Origin of the sequence: Paenibacillus sp. RC84 (assembly GCF_041260495.1) — a bacterium.
Classification (GTDB): Bacteria; Bacillota; Bacilli; order Paenibacillales; family NBRC-103111; genus Paenibacillus_F.
Map to the genome: position 1 here is coordinate 354,803 of NZ_JBGBYL010000005.1, position 16,581 is coordinate 371,383.

The 16,581-nt window shown below is 52.7% G+C and carries 14 protein-coding genes; 10 read left to right on the plus strand and 4 right to left on the minus strand.

Annotated features, from left to right (window positions below):
- The first annotated feature begins 248 nt into the window (after nt 1-248).
- From ABH899_RS14185 to ABH899_RS14220, 8 genes are all read left to right on the plus strand, one after another.
- Nucleotides 249-1,067, plus strand: coding sequence for a nicotianamine synthase family protein (locus tag ABH899_RS14185; RefSeq protein ID WP_369997194.1), 819 nt, complete (start codon nt 249-251; stop codon nt 1,065-1,067).
- Entirely contained in the window at nt 1,060-2,433 is a 1,374-nt protein-coding gene (locus ABH899_RS14190; protein ID WP_369997197.1) for an opine metallophore biosynthesis dehydrogenase, read from the plus strand. The genes ABH899_RS14185 and ABH899_RS14190 overlap by 8 nt, the downstream gene beginning before the upstream one ends.
- A gap of 87 nt (nt 2,434-2,520) precedes the next feature.
- Entirely contained in the window at nt 2,521-4,089 is a 1,569-nt protein-coding gene (gene nikA, locus ABH899_RS14195; protein ID WP_369997200.1) for a nickel ABC transporter substrate-binding protein, read from the plus strand.
- Nucleotide 4,090: 1 nt separating this feature from the next.
- A complete protein-coding gene (nikB, locus tag ABH899_RS14200) occupies nt 4,091-5,035 on the plus strand; it encodes a nickel ABC transporter permease (protein ID WP_369997203.1) in 945 nt (314 codons plus the stop codon).
- Nucleotides 5,032-5,925, plus strand: coding sequence for a nickel transporter permease (nikC, locus tag ABH899_RS14205; RefSeq protein WP_369997206.1), 894 nt, complete (start codon nt 5,032-5,034; stop codon nt 5,923-5,925). Before nikB ends, nikC begins: the two co-directional genes overlap by 4 nt.
- Nucleotides 5,925-7,643, plus strand: coding sequence for a dipeptide ABC transporter ATP-binding protein (locus ABH899_RS14210; RefSeq protein ID WP_369997209.1), 1,719 nt, complete (start codon nt 5,925-5,927; stop codon nt 7,641-7,643). The genes nikC and ABH899_RS14210 overlap by 1 nt, the downstream gene beginning before the upstream one ends.
- 19 nt (nt 7,644-7,662) lie before the next feature.
- A complete protein-coding gene (locus ABH899_RS14215; protein ID WP_369997413.1) occupies nt 7,663-8,526 on the plus strand; it encodes a DMT family transporter in 864 nt (287 codons plus the stop codon).
- 32 nt (nt 8,527-8,558) lie between these two features.
- The gene (locus tag ABH899_RS14220; RefSeq protein ID WP_369997212.1) at nt 8,559-9,260 is read left to right on the plus strand and encodes a class I SAM-dependent methyltransferase; all 702 of its coding nucleotides are present in this window, start codon (nt 8,559-8,561) and stop codon (nt 9,258-9,260) included.
- Between the two features lie 195 nt (nt 9,261-9,455).
- Here ABH899_RS14220 and ABH899_RS14225 read toward each other — a convergent pair whose 3' ends face one another.
- From ABH899_RS14225 to ABH899_RS14235, 3 genes are all read right to left on the minus strand, one after another.
- On the minus strand, nt 9,456-10,511 hold the full coding sequence (locus tag ABH899_RS14225) for a hypothetical protein (protein ID WP_369997215.1): 1,056 nt from the start codon (nt 10,509-10,511) through the stop codon (nt 9,456-9,458).
- Nucleotides 10,501-11,076: a sigma-70 family RNA polymerase sigma factor gene (locus ABH899_RS14230; RefSeq protein WP_369997218.1), complete on the minus strand. Its 576-nt coding sequence runs from the start codon at nt 11,074-11,076 to the stop codon at nt 10,501-10,503. Before ABH899_RS14230 ends, ABH899_RS14225 begins: the two co-directional genes overlap by 11 nt.
- Before the next feature lie 429 nt (nt 11,077-11,505).
- Nucleotides 11,506-12,381, minus strand: a complete 876-nt coding sequence (locus tag ABH899_RS14235; protein ID WP_369997221.1) for a pentapeptide repeat-containing protein — start codon at nt 12,379-12,381, stop codon at nt 11,506-11,508.
- A gap of 139 nt (nt 12,382-12,520) precedes the next feature.
- Between ABH899_RS14235 and ABH899_RS14240 the strand changes: the two genes are divergently transcribed.
- Nucleotides 12,521-13,264 carry a DUF4184 family protein gene (locus tag ABH899_RS14240; RefSeq protein ID WP_369997224.1) on the plus strand — a complete coding sequence of 248 codons (744 nt, stop codon included), beginning with the start codon at nt 12,521-12,523 and terminating at the stop codon, nt 13,262-13,264.
- Between the two features lie 104 nt (nt 13,265-13,368).
- Here the strand turns inward: ABH899_RS14240 and ABH899_RS14245 are convergent, their stop codons facing one another.
- Entirely contained in the window at nt 13,369-15,609 is a 2,241-nt protein-coding gene (locus tag ABH899_RS14245; RefSeq protein ID WP_369997226.1) for a PQQ-dependent sugar dehydrogenase, read from the minus strand.
- 222 nt (nt 15,610-15,831) lie between these two features.
- Here ABH899_RS14245 and ABH899_RS14250 point away from each other — a divergent pair, with 222 nt between their 5' ends.
- Nucleotides 15,832-16,434, plus strand: coding sequence for a sugar O-acetyltransferase (locus ABH899_RS14250; protein WP_369997228.1), 603 nt, complete (start codon nt 15,832-15,834; stop codon nt 16,432-16,434).
- The last annotated feature ends 147 nt before the right edge of the window (nt 16,435-16,581 follow it).

Sequence of the window (16,581 nt, forward strand, 5' to 3'; positions counted from 1 at the left end):
CCATGATAAAGCTTCGTTGGGCCAGTGACACATACGCAATTTTATAAGAATAATGGATGAAATGCTTAACGGTTGAACGTAAAGGTAAGGAAAAAATAGCCATAGTTAGCTATATTTCAATTGATCCAATTGATGTAATATTTAAACTGTCTTTTACAATTCTACATGAAGTCGGGAAGGAGTGAGTCTCTTACAATTGTTTTTTTAAAGCCGCTAAGCGGATGATTAAGCTGGGAAGGGGAGAATTTGTGAAAAGTAAATACGCTTTCTTGCTCTCGTTGCAATCGCTTGAGTATGAAATCAATCAATTGAATGCGTTCTCAAGAGAATATCCGGAGTGCTTCGAACTTCTAAAGATCAAGCTTGACGATCTTTGCCGGTTTATGGTAAACGACGAAAATGAAAAGCGTTGGCATGAATGGGGAACCCATGATGAAGTGAGACAATACAGCGAGAAGCTGCGGGAGACATCGGTCAAAGCACTGTGTGACATGGAGAAATACCAATCGCGGCTGTTGATCAACAAAGAGCTGGAAGCTACCTCTTACATCGAGCAGCTGTCCCATGCCGTTCAGGAGGAGCTTGATTTATTCGGGATCGGACCGGCATCCAGAGTGCTTTTTATCGGTTCGGGAGCTTATCCGCTGTCGGCTTTAACGATAGCCAAGGAATCGAGAGCCAAGGTGCTGTGCCTGGATATTGATGAGGAAGCCGTCAAACTCGGTTTTCAGGTTGCCTCGGCTTCCGGACTGCATACCCTGGTGGAGTTTGCGGGAGGCCGATTATCGGACCATCCATTTATCCAAGAGGCTACCCATGTCTTTGTCGCTTCTCTCGTTGCGAATAAGCTGGAGATCGTTGAAGAGGTGAAGCGCACGGCGAGGCCGGACACCAAAATTATTGTGCGTTACGGCAACGGATTGAAGTCGCTGTTTAATTATCCTCTGCATGCGGACTTGTCATATGAGTGGAATCTGACGCCCGTTGTTAGAAACAATAGCCTCTACGACACGGTTCTTATGGAGTCCAAACGACTAACCCGAGAAAGGACGATTGCCTTTGACTAGTCCTGAGCAGGTGATTCCCCCGCTCGGAAATACATTGATCGTGGGAGCGGGACCGGCGGGCATTCATATCGCTGTGGATGTAGGCGGGGGATGGTGCGGCCGGCTGGGCCTGGCGAATCGCAAGGGAGCGCATTCTACCCGTATTCTATGTGAGCTTGATCGGCAAGGCTATACCCTTTCTTCTGTCGTACAGATTCAATCAAAGCGTCATCTTACGGGTGAGGTCCGACTGGACGATTACTACGATGGCTTCGATGGAATTGACGATAAGTGGCATACCGTGATTCTGTGTACGCCATCCGACAGCTATTCAGATGTCATCGGCGCGTTAAGGCTGGAGAACCTTTCTCAGGTAAAGCGAATTGTGCTTCTCTCGCCAGGTATCGGATCGAATCTGCTGGTGCAGAGTTTGGTGAGACCCTTGGGCTCCGATATCGAGATCATCTCTCTTTCCACCTATTACGGGGCCTCCAGGTTCGCATTTGAAGCAGGTCAGTCCACAGTGCTGAGATCGATCGTACGAGGACTCAAGCGCAAAGTTACAGTCGGCAGCAGTAAGCCGGACAGTCGGACGATTGGCGATATAAAACGGTTTATTGAGTCGCTCGGCATTCAATTCGAAAGCGTTTCCCATCCTGCGGCTGCCGAAAGTCGCAGTATTACGACTTATGTACATCCGGCCTTTTTCATCAATGAGTTCTCAATGAGTGAGATATTTAGCCGTATACCCTCCAGAAAATATATGTACAAGCTGTACCCGGAAGGACCCATTACCCCGCAGGCAATCCAATCTATGTTGCTGCTGTGGAAGGAAATAGGGGAGCTTGTTACCCGCCTGCACGCCGAACCGATCAATCTGCTTAAGTTCCTTAACGATGACAACTATCCTGTTCATGAGACCACACTCTCCCGGGAGGATATCGAAGGCTTTACCCAAGCGGATCCGGTCAAGCAAGAGTACCTCTTATATGTCCGATATGCTTCCATTCTGATCGACCCGTTTGCCGAACCGGATGAACAAGGCAAATATCCGGATTTCTCGGCTTTTCCTTATAAACAAATTTCGAAAGACTCCGAGGGCAAATGGATCATTCCCAGAGTGCCGTACGAGGATTATAAGAAAATAAAGCTGGTGGAGCGTTTAGGCAAACAGTTAAATCTCTCGATGCCGCAAACGTCCGCCTTCATCACCAAGTTTGAGAGCAAGCTGTCTTCTTTTGTGGAAGAAGAGGGCATAGAGCACTTCCAGCCCGATCTTTTCACGGATACGACAGAGAGGGAGGCAGACCTTATTCTAAGCGAGCTAGAGCTCTCTTGGGCTGCACATGCGACAAGGCATGCCGAGCTTGGAATTAAAGTGGAATAGGATTTTTTATAAAGCCGATTCATGGTAAGGAGGAGTAAGGGAAGGATGTATGATTTATTCAAACGAAAAGGGGGAAGCCGCCCAAGGTTGAGAACGACTTCAGCCATGATCGTGCTGTGTGCGGTACTCTTGTTAACCGGCTGCAATCAAGCCGCTCCGCTGAAGGAAGGACAACCTTCCGAGACAGGCGATGCAACGCAGCGGGAAGCCGCCAAGAAATTAACCATTGTCCACAGTCTCCCGAGCGATACGTTGGACCCGCATAACACCTGGGTTCCCCTCAGAGCGGGGATCTCGGAAACGCTGGTACGTCTGGACGAGAAGATGCAGGTGGTGCCTTGGCTTGCCGCAAAGTGGGAGACAAAAGACTCCCGGATATGGTCGTTTACCCTGCGTGACGGGATCTTCTTCCAGGACGGCACTAAGCTGGATGCCGCCGCCGCAAAAGCGTCATTCGAGCGAGGAATCGCTGACAGCGCGGCCCTGTCCGCTTCCTTGAAGGTAGAGTCCATTGAAGCAAACGGACAAGAGCTGATTTTTAAAACCAAGGAACCGTTCCCTGCATTTCCCGCTGAACTGGTTCATCCGACAGCAAGCATCATCAGTACAGCGGCCGAGAAAGCTGTGGGAAAGGAAGCATTCAACAAATCACCGGTGGGCACGGGGCCATTCAAAGTAGCCTCCTTTATTCCGGGGAAAGAGGTTACCCTAGTGCGGAACGCCGAATATTGGGACGGTAAGGCCAAGCTCAGCGAAATCAAGTATCAATTTAATTCCGATGCTAACGTACGGACGCTGGCTTTACAGTCCAAGCAGGCGGGTATTGTGTATCATTTGGCGCCCGAATCGCTGGCGGCGATCCAGCAAGACGGACAGCTTTCGATACAATCGGTTACCAGTCTCCGCACGCATTATTTTACGTACAATCCCAAGAGCGCCACGGTTCAAGACATCCGGGTAAGACAAGCGATAGATAAACTCATCGACCGGGATGCTATCGTCAAAGACGTGATGCTGGGTCATGCGCTTCCTGCGAACGGACCGTTTAACAGCACACTGCCGTTCGGCAGGAAAGGCAGCTATCAGAAGCTTGACCCGCAAGGGGCACTGGAGCTGTTGGAAAGTGCAGGATACAAGAAAAACGCGAAGGGCAAGCTGGAGAAAGACGGCAAACCGCTTACTCTCAAGCTGATTGCCTTCAGCGGAATTAACCCTGAGCTCCCGCTGATCCCGCAGTTGCTCCAATCGGAGGCGGCCAAGGCGGGAATTGAGCTAAAGATCGAATCGGTGGAATATCCGGATGTCTACATCAAGGATCACAACGATTGGGATCTTTCGACATCCAGTTACCTTACCTCGCCACGCGGCGACGGGGGCTCGTTTCTGAATTCGGCTTATGTGCCGGGCGAATCCTATAATCCCGCCGGGGTTAAAGTCGAGAAGCTTGCTCCTCTGCTGAAGGCGCTGAACGAAACGGGGGAAGTGGAGAAGCGCAATATGCTCACACAGCAGGCCGTTGAAGTCATTGCGGAAGCGATCCCCCATTCCTATATTATTTATCCGAATATACTGGTAGGTATAAACAAAGGGATCAGCGGGTGGAAGCCCGGAGCGGAAGAGTTCTACATTGTCACGAATAAGCTGGATGTGAACTAGGATGATCAAGCTTGCGGCAGGGCGGATTGCGTATCTCGCCTGTGTTCTCTTCTTCTTGAGTATCGTTACCTTTGTCCTGATGAAGCTGGCACCCGGCGATCCGGTGCGGGCTGTGCTGAAAGCGGACGAAGGGGCGGTATCCGCTGTGGATGCGGCGGCTGTAAAAGAGAAGCTTGGTCTGAATATGCCGATTCACGAGCAATACGCAAGGTGGTTTGCCGGGGTTCTAAGGCTGGATCTCGGACAATCTTATACGACAGGCCGGGATGTGTTTGATATTCTCATAGAACGTATGCCGGCTACGTTTTCCCTGATGGCGGGAGCCATGTTGGTCGTTCTGCTGACCGCGGTTCCACTCGGCATACTGGGGGCTAAGTATCAAGGCCGCTGGCCGGATCATATCAGCCGCTTGATCGCATTACTGGGCATCTCCATGCCGACCTTCTGGCTCGGGCTGCTGCTTATCTATCTATTTTCCTATCAATTGAACTGGCTGCCAGTCATGGGCGGAGGAGATCTTCGGCATTTGGTGCTGCCATCGCTTACGCTGGGTTTTGTAATGGCGCCGGAGTATATCCGGCTGCTGCGATCAGGACTGCTGGACACCCTTTCGCAGCCGTATATCCGGGCGGCACGGGGAAGAGGAATCCCGGAATGGCGGATTACGGTAAACCATGCGCTAAGAGCCGCTTTACTTCCGGTGATCTCGCTCTTCGGGCTGAGCATCGGCAGTCTGCTGGCCGGTTCCGTTGTCACAGAATCTCTCTTTGGATGGCCGGGTCTCGGCAGCCTTGCGATGGAAGCCTTTACTCAGCGTAATTATCCGATCATCCAAGGGTATGTTCTGTTTTCGGGTCTGTGCATTGGTCTTGCCAATCTGCTGTCGGATATCAGCCTGGGGTATATGGACCCCAGAATTCGTTATGCGAAGGGGAGAGAAGCATGAACGGTCGCATTGCGAATAGCACCGCATTGGCTCCTAACACGGCATGGAACAGGCTGCGTCATAACCGAATGGCCTGCATCGGGATGCTGATGATCGCGTTGTTTCTCCTGCCGGCCTTGTTCGGGGGATGGCTTGCTCCCCATGATCCGCTTCTGATCAGCATGTCAGAGCGGCTGAAACCCTCCAGCCTGCAGTACCCGCTCGGCACAGACCATCTAGGCCGGTGTATTTGGTCCAGGCTTCTGGCGGGCACTCCGGTCACGCTGGGCCTCTCATTTCTGGTCGTGACGGTTGTCATGCTGATCGGCATTCCGATCGGCATTCTGTCCGGCTATAGGGGCGGCCGCACGGACGCTTATTTCATGAGGCTGGCCGACGCGGCAGCCGCTCTCCCCGAATTTCTGCTAGCCGTTACAGTTGCGGGCTTCTTGGGGCCGGGTTTGATGAAGGTTCTGCTTGCCGTCTCCTGCATCAAGTGGATCAGCTATGCCCGAGTGGTACGCGGGACCATAATGTCCGAGAAGAAACAAGATTATATCTTGGCTTCGATCGTCGCCGGCAGTACCCCTTGGGCGGTCAATCGGCGTCATCTCATCCGGCATGTCGCCTCCCCGCTGGCCGTACTGGCTGCCCTGGATGTGGGGAGGACAATCCTTCTTATTTCGGCATTATCTTATCTCGGTTTGGGCGTACAACCTCCTGCTCCCGAGTGGGGGGCGATGCTGAGCGAAGGACGACCCTATTTTCAGGCGGCACCGCAGTTAATGATCTATCCGGGCGTCACTATTCTTGCTGTTGTAATCGCATTGAATCTGCTGAGCGACGGTTTGAGAGATGCACTTGATGTTCAGAGCGACCGTTACAGCCGCCGTAAGAGGAGGTATTCGTGATGCGTACGGAGCATGGGATAAGGTCCCCGGGAGCTATCGGTGCTTCATTGTCAGCCGTTGAACTTGAGCGGGTAACCCCATCATCGGATGAACCGGTACTGGTTATAAAGGAGTTATGTATCTGCAGGAGAGGGAGGGATCGGTCTCAGCCCATTATCCATGATGTATCCTTTTCAATCCGAAAAGGGGAGACGCTGGCCATCGTTGGGGAGAGCGGCAGCGGCAAAAGTGTGACCGCGGCGGCCATTACGGGTCTGCTGCCTTCGTCGCTCCAGGTAGCTCAGGGAACAATCACCTTTCAGGGAGATGACCTTCTAACACAGCGGGGCAGGAAAAGAAACGGGCTGCTTGGCCGCAGAATCGGCTGGGTAAGTCAGGACTATCACAGCAGCTTTACTCCATTGATTAAAATCGGCGCCCAGCTGACCGAAATGATCCGTGTCCATCAAAGGATGCCATCGCAAGAGGCGGAAACCCTGGCGCTGAGCTGGTTGGAGAGGGTCATGCTGCCCGCGAAGCGCGTGTATGGCAGTTATCCGTTCCAACTCAGCGGCGGCCAGCTGCAGCGGGCGGCGCTCGCCGCGGCATTTATGCTGCACCCCGCCTTGTTAATCGCGGATGAGCCGACCACAGCGTTGGACGCGCTCTCGGCTGACCGGGTACTTGGTCTGCTGGATGAGCTTCGCGCCCAAACGGAATGCGCAGTGCTGTTTATCTCCCATGATCTTCGCCATGTGCATCGCACTGCCGACCGGGTGGCGGTTATGCGGGAGGGGCGATTGTTGGAAATGGGGGAAGCGGCTGAAATCTGCAGGCTGCCTCAGCATCCCTATACGCAGCAGCTGTGGGATGCTTGTCCACGGATCATTCCTCACGGCAGGTTAACGAGCATGCAGAACAATGATAGCTTATGTGAGAATCAGACCGCCCCCAATCCACCTTTAATGACAGTCGTTGAACTTGTGAAAAGTTACCCTAACAAGAGCAAGCAGGAGGCGGCAGTCCGGCAACTATCTTTTGAAATTTATGGAGGGGAATGTCTAGGGCTGGTCGGGGAGAGCGGTTGCGGGAAGAGCACGGTCGCCAAGCTGCTGTTAGCGCTGGAGCGGCCGGATGCGGGAGACGTGATTTTTGACGGAGTATCCTTGAATGCCCTTACAGGGCGTGCGCTGCGGTTGGTACGTAAGGATATACAGGCCGTCTTTCAAAATCCCGCTTCATCTTTAAATAGCCGGCTGCCCATTTGGCGCTCTATTGTGGAGCCGTTTGATAATTTTCAAAGTCATGATCTTTCGGAATTTGCAGGGAGAGGGCAGTCAAGAAGAGAGACGGCCGCCAAGCTGCTGGAGATGGTCGGTCTGGAGCGGACGCTCGGAGACCGGTACCCCCATGAGCTCAGTGGGGGGCAGCGCCAGCGAGTGGCCATCGCCCGAGCTATCCTGCTTAAACCCCGGCTTCTGATCTGTGATGAGCCCACTTCCAGTCTGGATGTTACCGTACAATCGCAAATTTTGAACTTGCTGAAGCAGTTAAGACAGGAACTCGGCATGTCCTGCTTGTTCATCTCTCATGATATTGCTGTTGTTCAGCGAATGTGCAGCCGTATCCTGGTAATGAAGGAAGGGCGGATTATGGACCGTTTCCCAGTCGACCAGCTCTGCAGTGAAGAACGGCATCCTTATACGCGTCAACTGGTATCGGCGTTTATGCGCGAATAGGATGCAGTCTGAGGTGAATATGAAAAACGGAATTCTGCTTTCTCTTCTGTCTTCCCTCGTGTTCAGTGTGATGAACGCGCTGGTGAAAGGCATCAGCAGTACCATCCCCGCCGCCGAAATCGCGTTCTTTCGCGGACTTGTAGGAACCCTGCTCATCTTGATCTTGATGCGGTACAGCGGAGTAGCCTTCTCAAGAAAGGGGATCCCGATGCTAGCGGTAAGAGGGCTGAGCGGCGGCCTGTATATGCTTGCCTTTTTTTACACGTTATCAAACATCCCGCTCACGGACGCGAGTCTCTTGGCACAGTTAGCCCCTATCTTTGTGGCCATGTTATCCGTTCTCATTCTGAAAGAGAAGCTGAGTCGCAGGGGAGCGGTGGTATTTCCTGTTATTTTAGCGGGGGCTCTCCTGCTGATGAAACTGCACGAATATTCCAGCTACTCGGTCTATGCGCTCGTCGGACTGCTCAGCGCTTTTTTCTCCGCAGCAGCGAGCATATCGATAAGATATCTGAGCAGGACGCATCCGTCTTATGAGATTGTGTTTTATTTTGTGGCGACCTCTATGCTGGTTGCTGTTCCCTTCATGTGGGACTCGTTCGTTATACCGGATGCCCGGGAGACTGTAATGCTGGTGATCATCGGGCTTGTATCGCTTCTTGGTCAGTTGTTCCTGACGAAGGCCTTTACCCATGAGAATGCGATCATTGTTCAGGTAGTCAGCTATTTCGGCTTATTTCTGAACGTTTTATTCGGCTATCTGTTCTGGAACGAAGTGCCTGACCTGCTGACTGTCGCAGGCGGTGTATTGATTGTAGCCGGCTGCATGATATTGTGCGGAGGGAACCGCCAAAGTAGTCCTAAGACAAAGCTTAGAATATAAAAAGTGTCCGTTGAAACGAGGAGGAAAAGCGATTGAATCAGGATGTTCTGTACGATGTTTGGTGGAAGCATCATGAAGAGGGTGACCAGGGGATGGAGAACGATCATATCCCCCACTGGAAACGGGTGCTCAGCTTTATCCCGGAAGAAGACCTCTCGCAGTGCAGCGTACTGGATTTTGGCTGCAATCAGGGGGGATTCCTCCGGCTGCTCTACGAGCAGAGACCATTCAAGGAAGGCATCGGTACCGACCTGGCACGCCGGTCGGTCGAGGTGGCCAATAGCCGTAAAGGCGATCTGCCGATTCAATATGTGGCCACTGCGGAGCCGGAGCAATTCGAGGGACGGTTTGATCTGGCTTTCAGTTTAGCAGTGCTGTATCTGATTCCCGATCTCGGAGAACATGCGAGGAAGATGAAGAAAGCGCTAAAGCCGGGAGGGATCTATTATGCGACCTTCGCCGATTACAGCGAAAATCCAAGTCTGCCCTATATCCAAGAGCGGATCAACAGCAATGCCTCCATCCCCATGCAGGAGCATACCCTCGACCATATAGCGGAAATGTTCTTTCAAGAGGGTTTCCGTGTCGGCATCCGGCGCATGATACCGACATGGTATCTCGATTTGTCACCGGGTAAAAGGTGGTATCAACGTGTGGCCGACCATCTTCAATATGCTTACGAGCAGGCGTATGTACTGCGATTCGAGGCGCCTGACGATCAAGAATGCAAATGATCGAAGTAGTTTAACAATGAGGACGATCGCGATCGCTGGTTCACTTCATACGTGATGGCAAGCTGGCCGTATTTTATTCGGAAAATGACTCCAAACACATGTAACCCGCAGGAGGGGCACTTTTTTTAAAGTGTCCATCTTACGGGTCACCGTGCAAATTGAGGTCAGAACAGTAACCTCATCCGCCTTGACTAGTTATTTCTTCGAGGGTGTTTCATTTTTGTGCTCAATCACTTGTAATACTTTTGGTTCAATAGCTTTTAACATCTGTTCAATTGAGCGATTGCCTGGAGGAACGTCGCCATTCTTTTCACCTTGAATTTGTCCATCAACCTGTGTTTTTGCGATGACATCAATCACTTGTTGTTTAGAGACCTGTTTAGATGCGGCCACATCCACAACCGATTTGCCTTTTGCTAGTTCTTGTTTTAATTCTGTCGGGCTGATTTTTAGTAAAGAAAACAGTTTGGCATCGTTTAAAAAGTCGTCGGCAAAGTAATCGGGCTTACCATCTCTTGAGAAGAAACCTTCTACTTGAATGGTTGAAGGTGTAGACTCACCTCCGATCAAAGAAGCACTGATCGTATTACCCTGAACGAATACCTGGTAGAACGGTGTTTTTGAACCCTTTTCGCTGTAATTCAACATAAACGTTTTTTGATCCGGATTGTCCATTTGCTCCATAGCAAACTCATACTGTTTGACGCTGCCATACAGTTTATCAATCAGAACATCTGTCTTCGACTTGATTTCCTGATCGGTTAAAGCAGCGAGCGGCTTCTCCTTAGGCTCCCAATTCTCTTGAATCACGTGTTCAATCGCACCCGTAACGGCGTTGGTATGAAGGGTAATCTTTTTGCCGGTTCCTCCTTTTTCCTGCAGGATGATGCTTGTTTGGACACCTTGAACGCTGCTTGCCTCGATAATCTCAAACGATTTTGTTTCGGGAAATGCGTGATACAGCTTCTCAAGTGCTGCTTTGCCAACCTCATCCACCTTGACTTGTTCGGCAGTCATTGGTGTTCTCGTTAGCATTTCAATCAAAGTAGGGGCCGCATAGGCCGCGGTTGGAATCAAAATCGCAGCAGCGACTATTCCGCCGATTAATCGTTTTTTCATGGTTATTTCGCTCCTTTTTCGTTGCAAATAGTGAGAATAGGATTGTTCGATTCGTCTGGTAATAGCCGGAGGGCACTCCATCGTTTCGGCTTCTTCGTGCAGCTGTTCACGGATTTTGCGTTCAATAGTCATTGATCTTTTCCAACCTTTCCGGGGGGAGATTCCATACGTTTTTTCGAAGCGCCTGTAGACCGGCGTGATATCTGGACTTGACTGTACCCAGCGGAATATCGAGCAATGTCGCGATTTCCTCCAGCGTATAGTCGTGAAAAAAGCGGAGGACAATCACCGTTCGCTGTTTGTCGGTCAGTGTTTGGATGGCCTGCGATATCATTCGGTTCGTCCCATCCATCAACACGGCAGGTTCATCCCAATGAGATTCCTCGCGTGTGAAGGCACGGATGCGTTCAAAAATTCGGAATCTCCGCCAGCTCTTGACCCGAAATCTCTGCACTTGACAGATGACCAAGCCGTGCAGCCAGAAGTGGAAAGGCCGGTTCGTATCGTAGTTGGCAAGTGAGGTCCACATTTGCATGTAGATCTCATTCATGACATCTTCCCGATCCTGCCGATGATCCACCAGAAAGGAGACAGTCCGGTAGACGTTCTGATAGGTGGCGTCATACAATGCGTGAAACGCCTGTTGATCACCATCTTTCATTTTTGTGAGCAATTGGTACATATATTCACTTTGCATTCAGAGGGCCCTCCTGAGTAAGCAGCTTACACCCTATATTGTCTCTCTATCGAAAAAAGGTTCGGTTCTTTATTTCTTTTTTTGCAACGGCTGAGTATCGGCGGACTTAGATCAGGTAGACAACCGGGAGTTTAGCGATCCGCATGGCGGCCACTGCAGTCCTTACATTCACTGCGAGAAGAATACAAAAGCCGGATTCCTTAGAGTAGGAAAACCCGGCTTTTTAACTATTCAACAGTCCTTAACGTATATTTTTGTTAAAATGTGGGCGGGACCCTTATACTGTAAAAGAGAGGCGGAGGGAAGCGTAAGCCGATTCGGCTCGCGACACTTCTCTTCCGCAACACGCGGCCCAAAATCGACTGCTCCGTTGTTTACGTGCAAGGTTCACGTTCTCGTCAAATCGCACTTGTCGTCCGGTCATTGCGTTCAATGTACGTCGGCAGACCAATGCGAGGGATGAACGAGCGCTGCCGGAATCTTCGTGCGCGCATCGCCTTTCGCCGCATTGAGCTGGGCCTGCGTGAGGAATAAACTCCCGCGCAGATCGGCTCCGCCGAGATTGGCGTCGCGGAAATCCGCGCCGATCAGGTCAGCCCCTCTCAGATCGGCGTTCCGGAGATCGGCGGCGATGAGGTACGCTCCCCGCAAGTTGGCGCCGCTCAGATCGGCTCCCTTCAGGTTCGCCCCCATGAGGTCGGCGCCCCGGCCGATTTTGCGGCGCTGCGTGCCGCCTTTCCGCCGGCTCGCGGCGTCGGCGCGGACGAGTTCGCTCGTCCGCAAAAGAAGCTCGTTGACTTTCCCCCTGTGTGCGGCGACATCAAGCTCCAGAAGCGCTTCAGGGGCGAGGAAAGTCAGGCGTTCTGTCTCGTCCAGCGCGGTGCGCAGCTCGCCGTGTACAGAACGGGCGGGCTGGAGAGTCAGCGCTTCGGACAAGTACCACAGAAGCTCATGAAGCTGCCGCATAACCGGGAACACCTCGAACATCTGCTTCGCGGACCCGGGGACCCGGCGCCAGTCTTCTCCGGCATAAGTCACCTGAGACACTTTCTGTCCGGCGCCGAAGCAGTCAAAGACCGTGCAGCCTTTGAAGCCCTGCCGGCGCAGGCCGGTGTGAATGCCGCACCGGAAATCCTGCTGCAGATTGGAACACGGCTGACCGGCATCCTTGTCTTTCGCAAAGTCGGCGGATGCCGCATAAGGCAGCGCCACGCAACAGAGGCCGAAGCATTTCTCGCAGTCGGACAGGAGCGCCTGCGGGTTTTTATAGGAAACCGTTTCCGGATTTTCATCAGGTTGAGACATGGTAAATACTCCCTTCGTATAACCGTGCGTATATTGCAACAACCTCCATTTTAAAGGCAGGTACGCCCGGAACGAAAGGATTTTTTTCTTATCAACCAAAAAAGCGGCTGTTTCGGACAGATGAGACAGGAGGAGAGATATGCCTTTTACGTTCGCGCATCCCGTCGCGGTTATGCCGTGGTGGAACAAAACGACCCTTCCGGTATCCGCTCTGATTATCGGGTGCATGTCCCCGGATTTCGAATATTTCGTCCGGTTCCGGGCTGCCGGTGTTTGGAGCCACCATGGAGCGGGGATCGTGCTTTTTAATCTTCCGATGATCCTCGTGCTGTTTCTGCTGTTCGAAACCGTTGTCCGGCCTGCGCTTTACGATTATTTGCCCGGCCGGTTTCCTTACCGCTGGAGAAGGGAGGGCGGAATACCCGCTTCCTTCAAAGGCTGGTTCACCGTCGCGGTTCTGGGCTTGGCAGGCACCGGTACTCACCTGGTTTGGGACCAATTCACGCACAAAGGCGCCTGGCTGGTCAACCATATCTCCTTCCTCGGCGGAACGATAACGGCGGGAAGCTTGGAAGTTCCCGTATACAAAGCGGCGCAGCACGGAAGCACGCTGATCGGGTTGATAGGGACGGCCTGGTGGATACATCGCCATTTACGCGTACCGGCAGAGGAGAGAGCGCGGGTTTCCGCCGCGCCTTTCTGGTTTGCCGTGCTGGCCCTGTTTGTCTTGATTTTTGCGATAGCCGCCGTTTTCGTAGTGGACGGTGAAGGACTTGCGCTTCTTTCGCAGCTTGTCGTCCCGGCCATTAGCTCACTTATGCTGGCCGTTCTTCTGGCTTGCCTGTTTTTTGGCAAAAGCGTAAGCAGAACCGGCCGAAGTTGAACCGGTTTTAACGAGAAGCCCGCCGTTCGGCGGCTTTAATAAAAGAGGCAAAAAGAGCAAAAAGAGCGGGAGATCCCGCTCTTTTTCTCATTCACACGCAAGGTTTAAAAGTTAGGCGCCAGACGGACCAGCTTATCGGGCGATCCGTCTCCGTTCTTATCCCCGTTGTTGCTGGTCACGAAATAAAGCGATCCGTCGGGGGCCTCGACTATGTCGCGGATGCGGCCGTATTTGTTCACGTACAAATAATTGAGACTGCCGCTGTCGATGACGGGCTTGCCGTTCTGTTCCTTGACGGTCATGCGGATAATCTGTTTGCCCTTCAAGTTGGTGACAAGCAGATTCCCGGCCCACGGCCCTTTGGTCACAAACGCGATGCCGGAAGGCGCCCAAGTAGTCCCGCTGGCGTAAAGGAGAGGCGACGTAATGCCCGGCTGATTCTGATTTCCGCCCTCGTACTGCGGCCAGCCGTAATGGGCTCCCGGTTGAATGAAGTTAATCTCGTCTTTGGACGATTCTCCATGCTCGGACTCGAATAGCCGGTTCGTTCCGGGCTGCCAGGCCAATCCTTGCGGATTCCGGTGCCCCCGGCTGTAAATCGGCGAAGAAGCGCCGAACGGATTATCGGACGGAATCGTGCCGTCCAGATTCAGCCGGAATATTTTTCCTCCGAGATAGGTTAGAGTGTCGTCCTTGTTGCCGTAGTTGCCGTCACTGAAATAGAGCTTCTTGTCCGGTCCGATTTTGAGACGGCCGCCGTTGTGATACACCGCCCCGGGAAGATTCGTGATCAGGACTTTGTCGATTTTGGCGGTATTGTTGCTTTCGATCAGACGGACCACCCGATTGGCGACTTTGTTGTCGGAGGTCTTGTAGGAGTGGTAAATATACATATAATGATTGTTGGCGAAATCCGGGTCGAGCGCCAGTCCCAGCAGACCGCCCTCACTCTTGGGCATGTAGTAGAAAGGCGATCCCAGCGTAATGACCGGCGCGGACTTCAACTGGCCGTTCACGATGACGCGCACTCTTCCGCTGTTGCGTTCGGTGAAAAAAATCCGGCCGTCCGGCGCGAAGTCGACCGCCCACGGCGTTTCCAGATTGGAAGCGACGACCTCGGGCGTGTAAGGTTCCGAAGAGGCCGGGTTCGTCTTAACCGACAGCGCTTTACTGGCGGGGGACACATTGCCGGCGAGATCCCTGGCTTTCACCGTAAAGCTGTAGGAGGTATTGGCGGCAAGTCCCGTCACGTTGAATGAGGTCTTGTCGGTGCTGCCGGCCAATTTCCCGTCCGTGAAAATATCATAGGCGTACACGCCTACGTTATCCGTCGCTGCGGTCCAGGTTAACTGGACGGACGTGGAGGTTTTGCTTGAACTCGCAAGTCCGGCCGGAGCGGCGGGGCTCTCCGTATCGGACCCGCTGGTTGTCGTCACCGACAGAGGAGCGCTGGCTGCCGAGCTGTTTCCGGCGGCGTCCCTGGCCTTTACCGTAAACCGGTAAGTGGTGGCGGGTTTCAAGCCCGTAAAGGTATAGGAAGTACCGGCAACGTTCGCCTGGGTCAAAACATCGTCCTTGTACAAATCGTAGCCGGTGACACCGACATCGTCCAGCGATGCGGTCCAGGCGATTTCCGCGGACGTATCGGTTACGGATCTGGCCTGAACGTTCGTCGGTTCGGTCGGCGGAAACACATCGCCCGCCGCGTTTACCGTCACATTAGTAAACGTGGCGGTGCTCAGCTTGGAAGTGTTATGGCTGGAGACGGCAAGGCCGACGAACACGGAGGCGTTCATCTTTAAAGTAAGCGTCCCCAGGTCGCCCCAGTTCAATCCGTTGTTGGACACATACCCCCGGATGACGTTTCCTTTGCGCTCCAGCTTTACCCACGCCGGGCTGGTGGAAGCGATTTTCTCGCTCTCGGAGGCGCCGCCTGTTTCCGTTCTATACTGGAACGTGAATCCGTTGGAAGGCGTCAGAAGCAGATCGGCATGTTTGGAATCCGGCTTCAGCGTTTCCCGGATCGTAATGCCCGCTTTGGCGAAATCGTGGGTATTCGTCTGCGAGGAAACGAGAGCTATGATCGAGCCGTCCCCCGTCCAGGGCTGATAGACGAAATTGAACTGGTCCGATTTTCCCCAAATATCCGTGCCGGAGCCGCTGACTTCAAAACGGCCCGCACCCGGGTCATAGGAGGCGCTGCCCGCCAGAGCGGGCGAACCGATGTTTTGCTGCTTCCAGGGAGCCGGCACGCTTTCCGCCTTGGCCGTTCCCGGCACGGGTATTAAAGCAAGCAGAAGACAAAAGCAGAGACTTAAAGCAACCTGTTTGCAATGCATAATCATTCCCACACGTCCTTTTGGTTTGGAATGGCACTAAGGGTTTGCTTGAAGACGAAGGCGATCCTCCTTTCAAAAGTTAAAGCGCTTATACTTTCGTAATTCATTTTACCATAAATCCCAGTAAAAGGTATATACACGAAATGTAAACGCTTAGCGTTTTGGCTCGAACGGTAAACATGTTAGAATGAAAATGATACAAAACGAACAAAAAGGAGTTCAGACACGATGACGGCCCCGCAGCCTATGACCGAGAAACAAAAGATGTTAGCCGGCAAACCCTATAAAGCTTTCGGCGAGGAGCTTCTGCTCGAACGGCAGCATGCCAAGGAAGTCTTATTCGACTACAACGCGCTGCGTCCCGGCGAAGTCGAGAAACGGAACGAACTGCTCCGTGCGCTTATCGGACGTACGGGCAAAGTCTTTTTTATAGAACCCCCATTCCGCTGCGATTACGGTTACAATATTTCGCTGGGGGAAAATTTTTATGCCAATTATAATTTAACGATGCTCGACTGCAATCGGGTAACGATCGGGAACAACGTTCTGATCGGTCCCAATGTGAGCGTGTTTACTGCAGGCCATGCCATTCATCCGGAACCGAGAGCGAATGAGGTGGAATACGCGCTCCCGATCTCGATCGGCGACAACGTCTGGATCGGCGGCGGAGCGATACTCAATCCCGGCGTGTCGATCGGCGACAATACGATTATCGGATCGGGGAGCGTGGTTACGAAGGATATCCCCGCAAACGTTATTGCCGCGGGCAATCCGTGCCGCGTCCTTCGACCGATCACAGAGGACGACAGGAACCAGTTCCGGGAAGCTTAAAGCCGGAACTGCTACAGAAGACTGCTTCCGCGGAAGCGGTCTTTTCCGTTTGCCGGATCGTACGTGCCGCATTTCTTCTTCGGAAGCGCCGTAAGCAGAGGCGGCAATCTTTTATCGCTTCACTCAATAAAACGAAACCTTGGATGC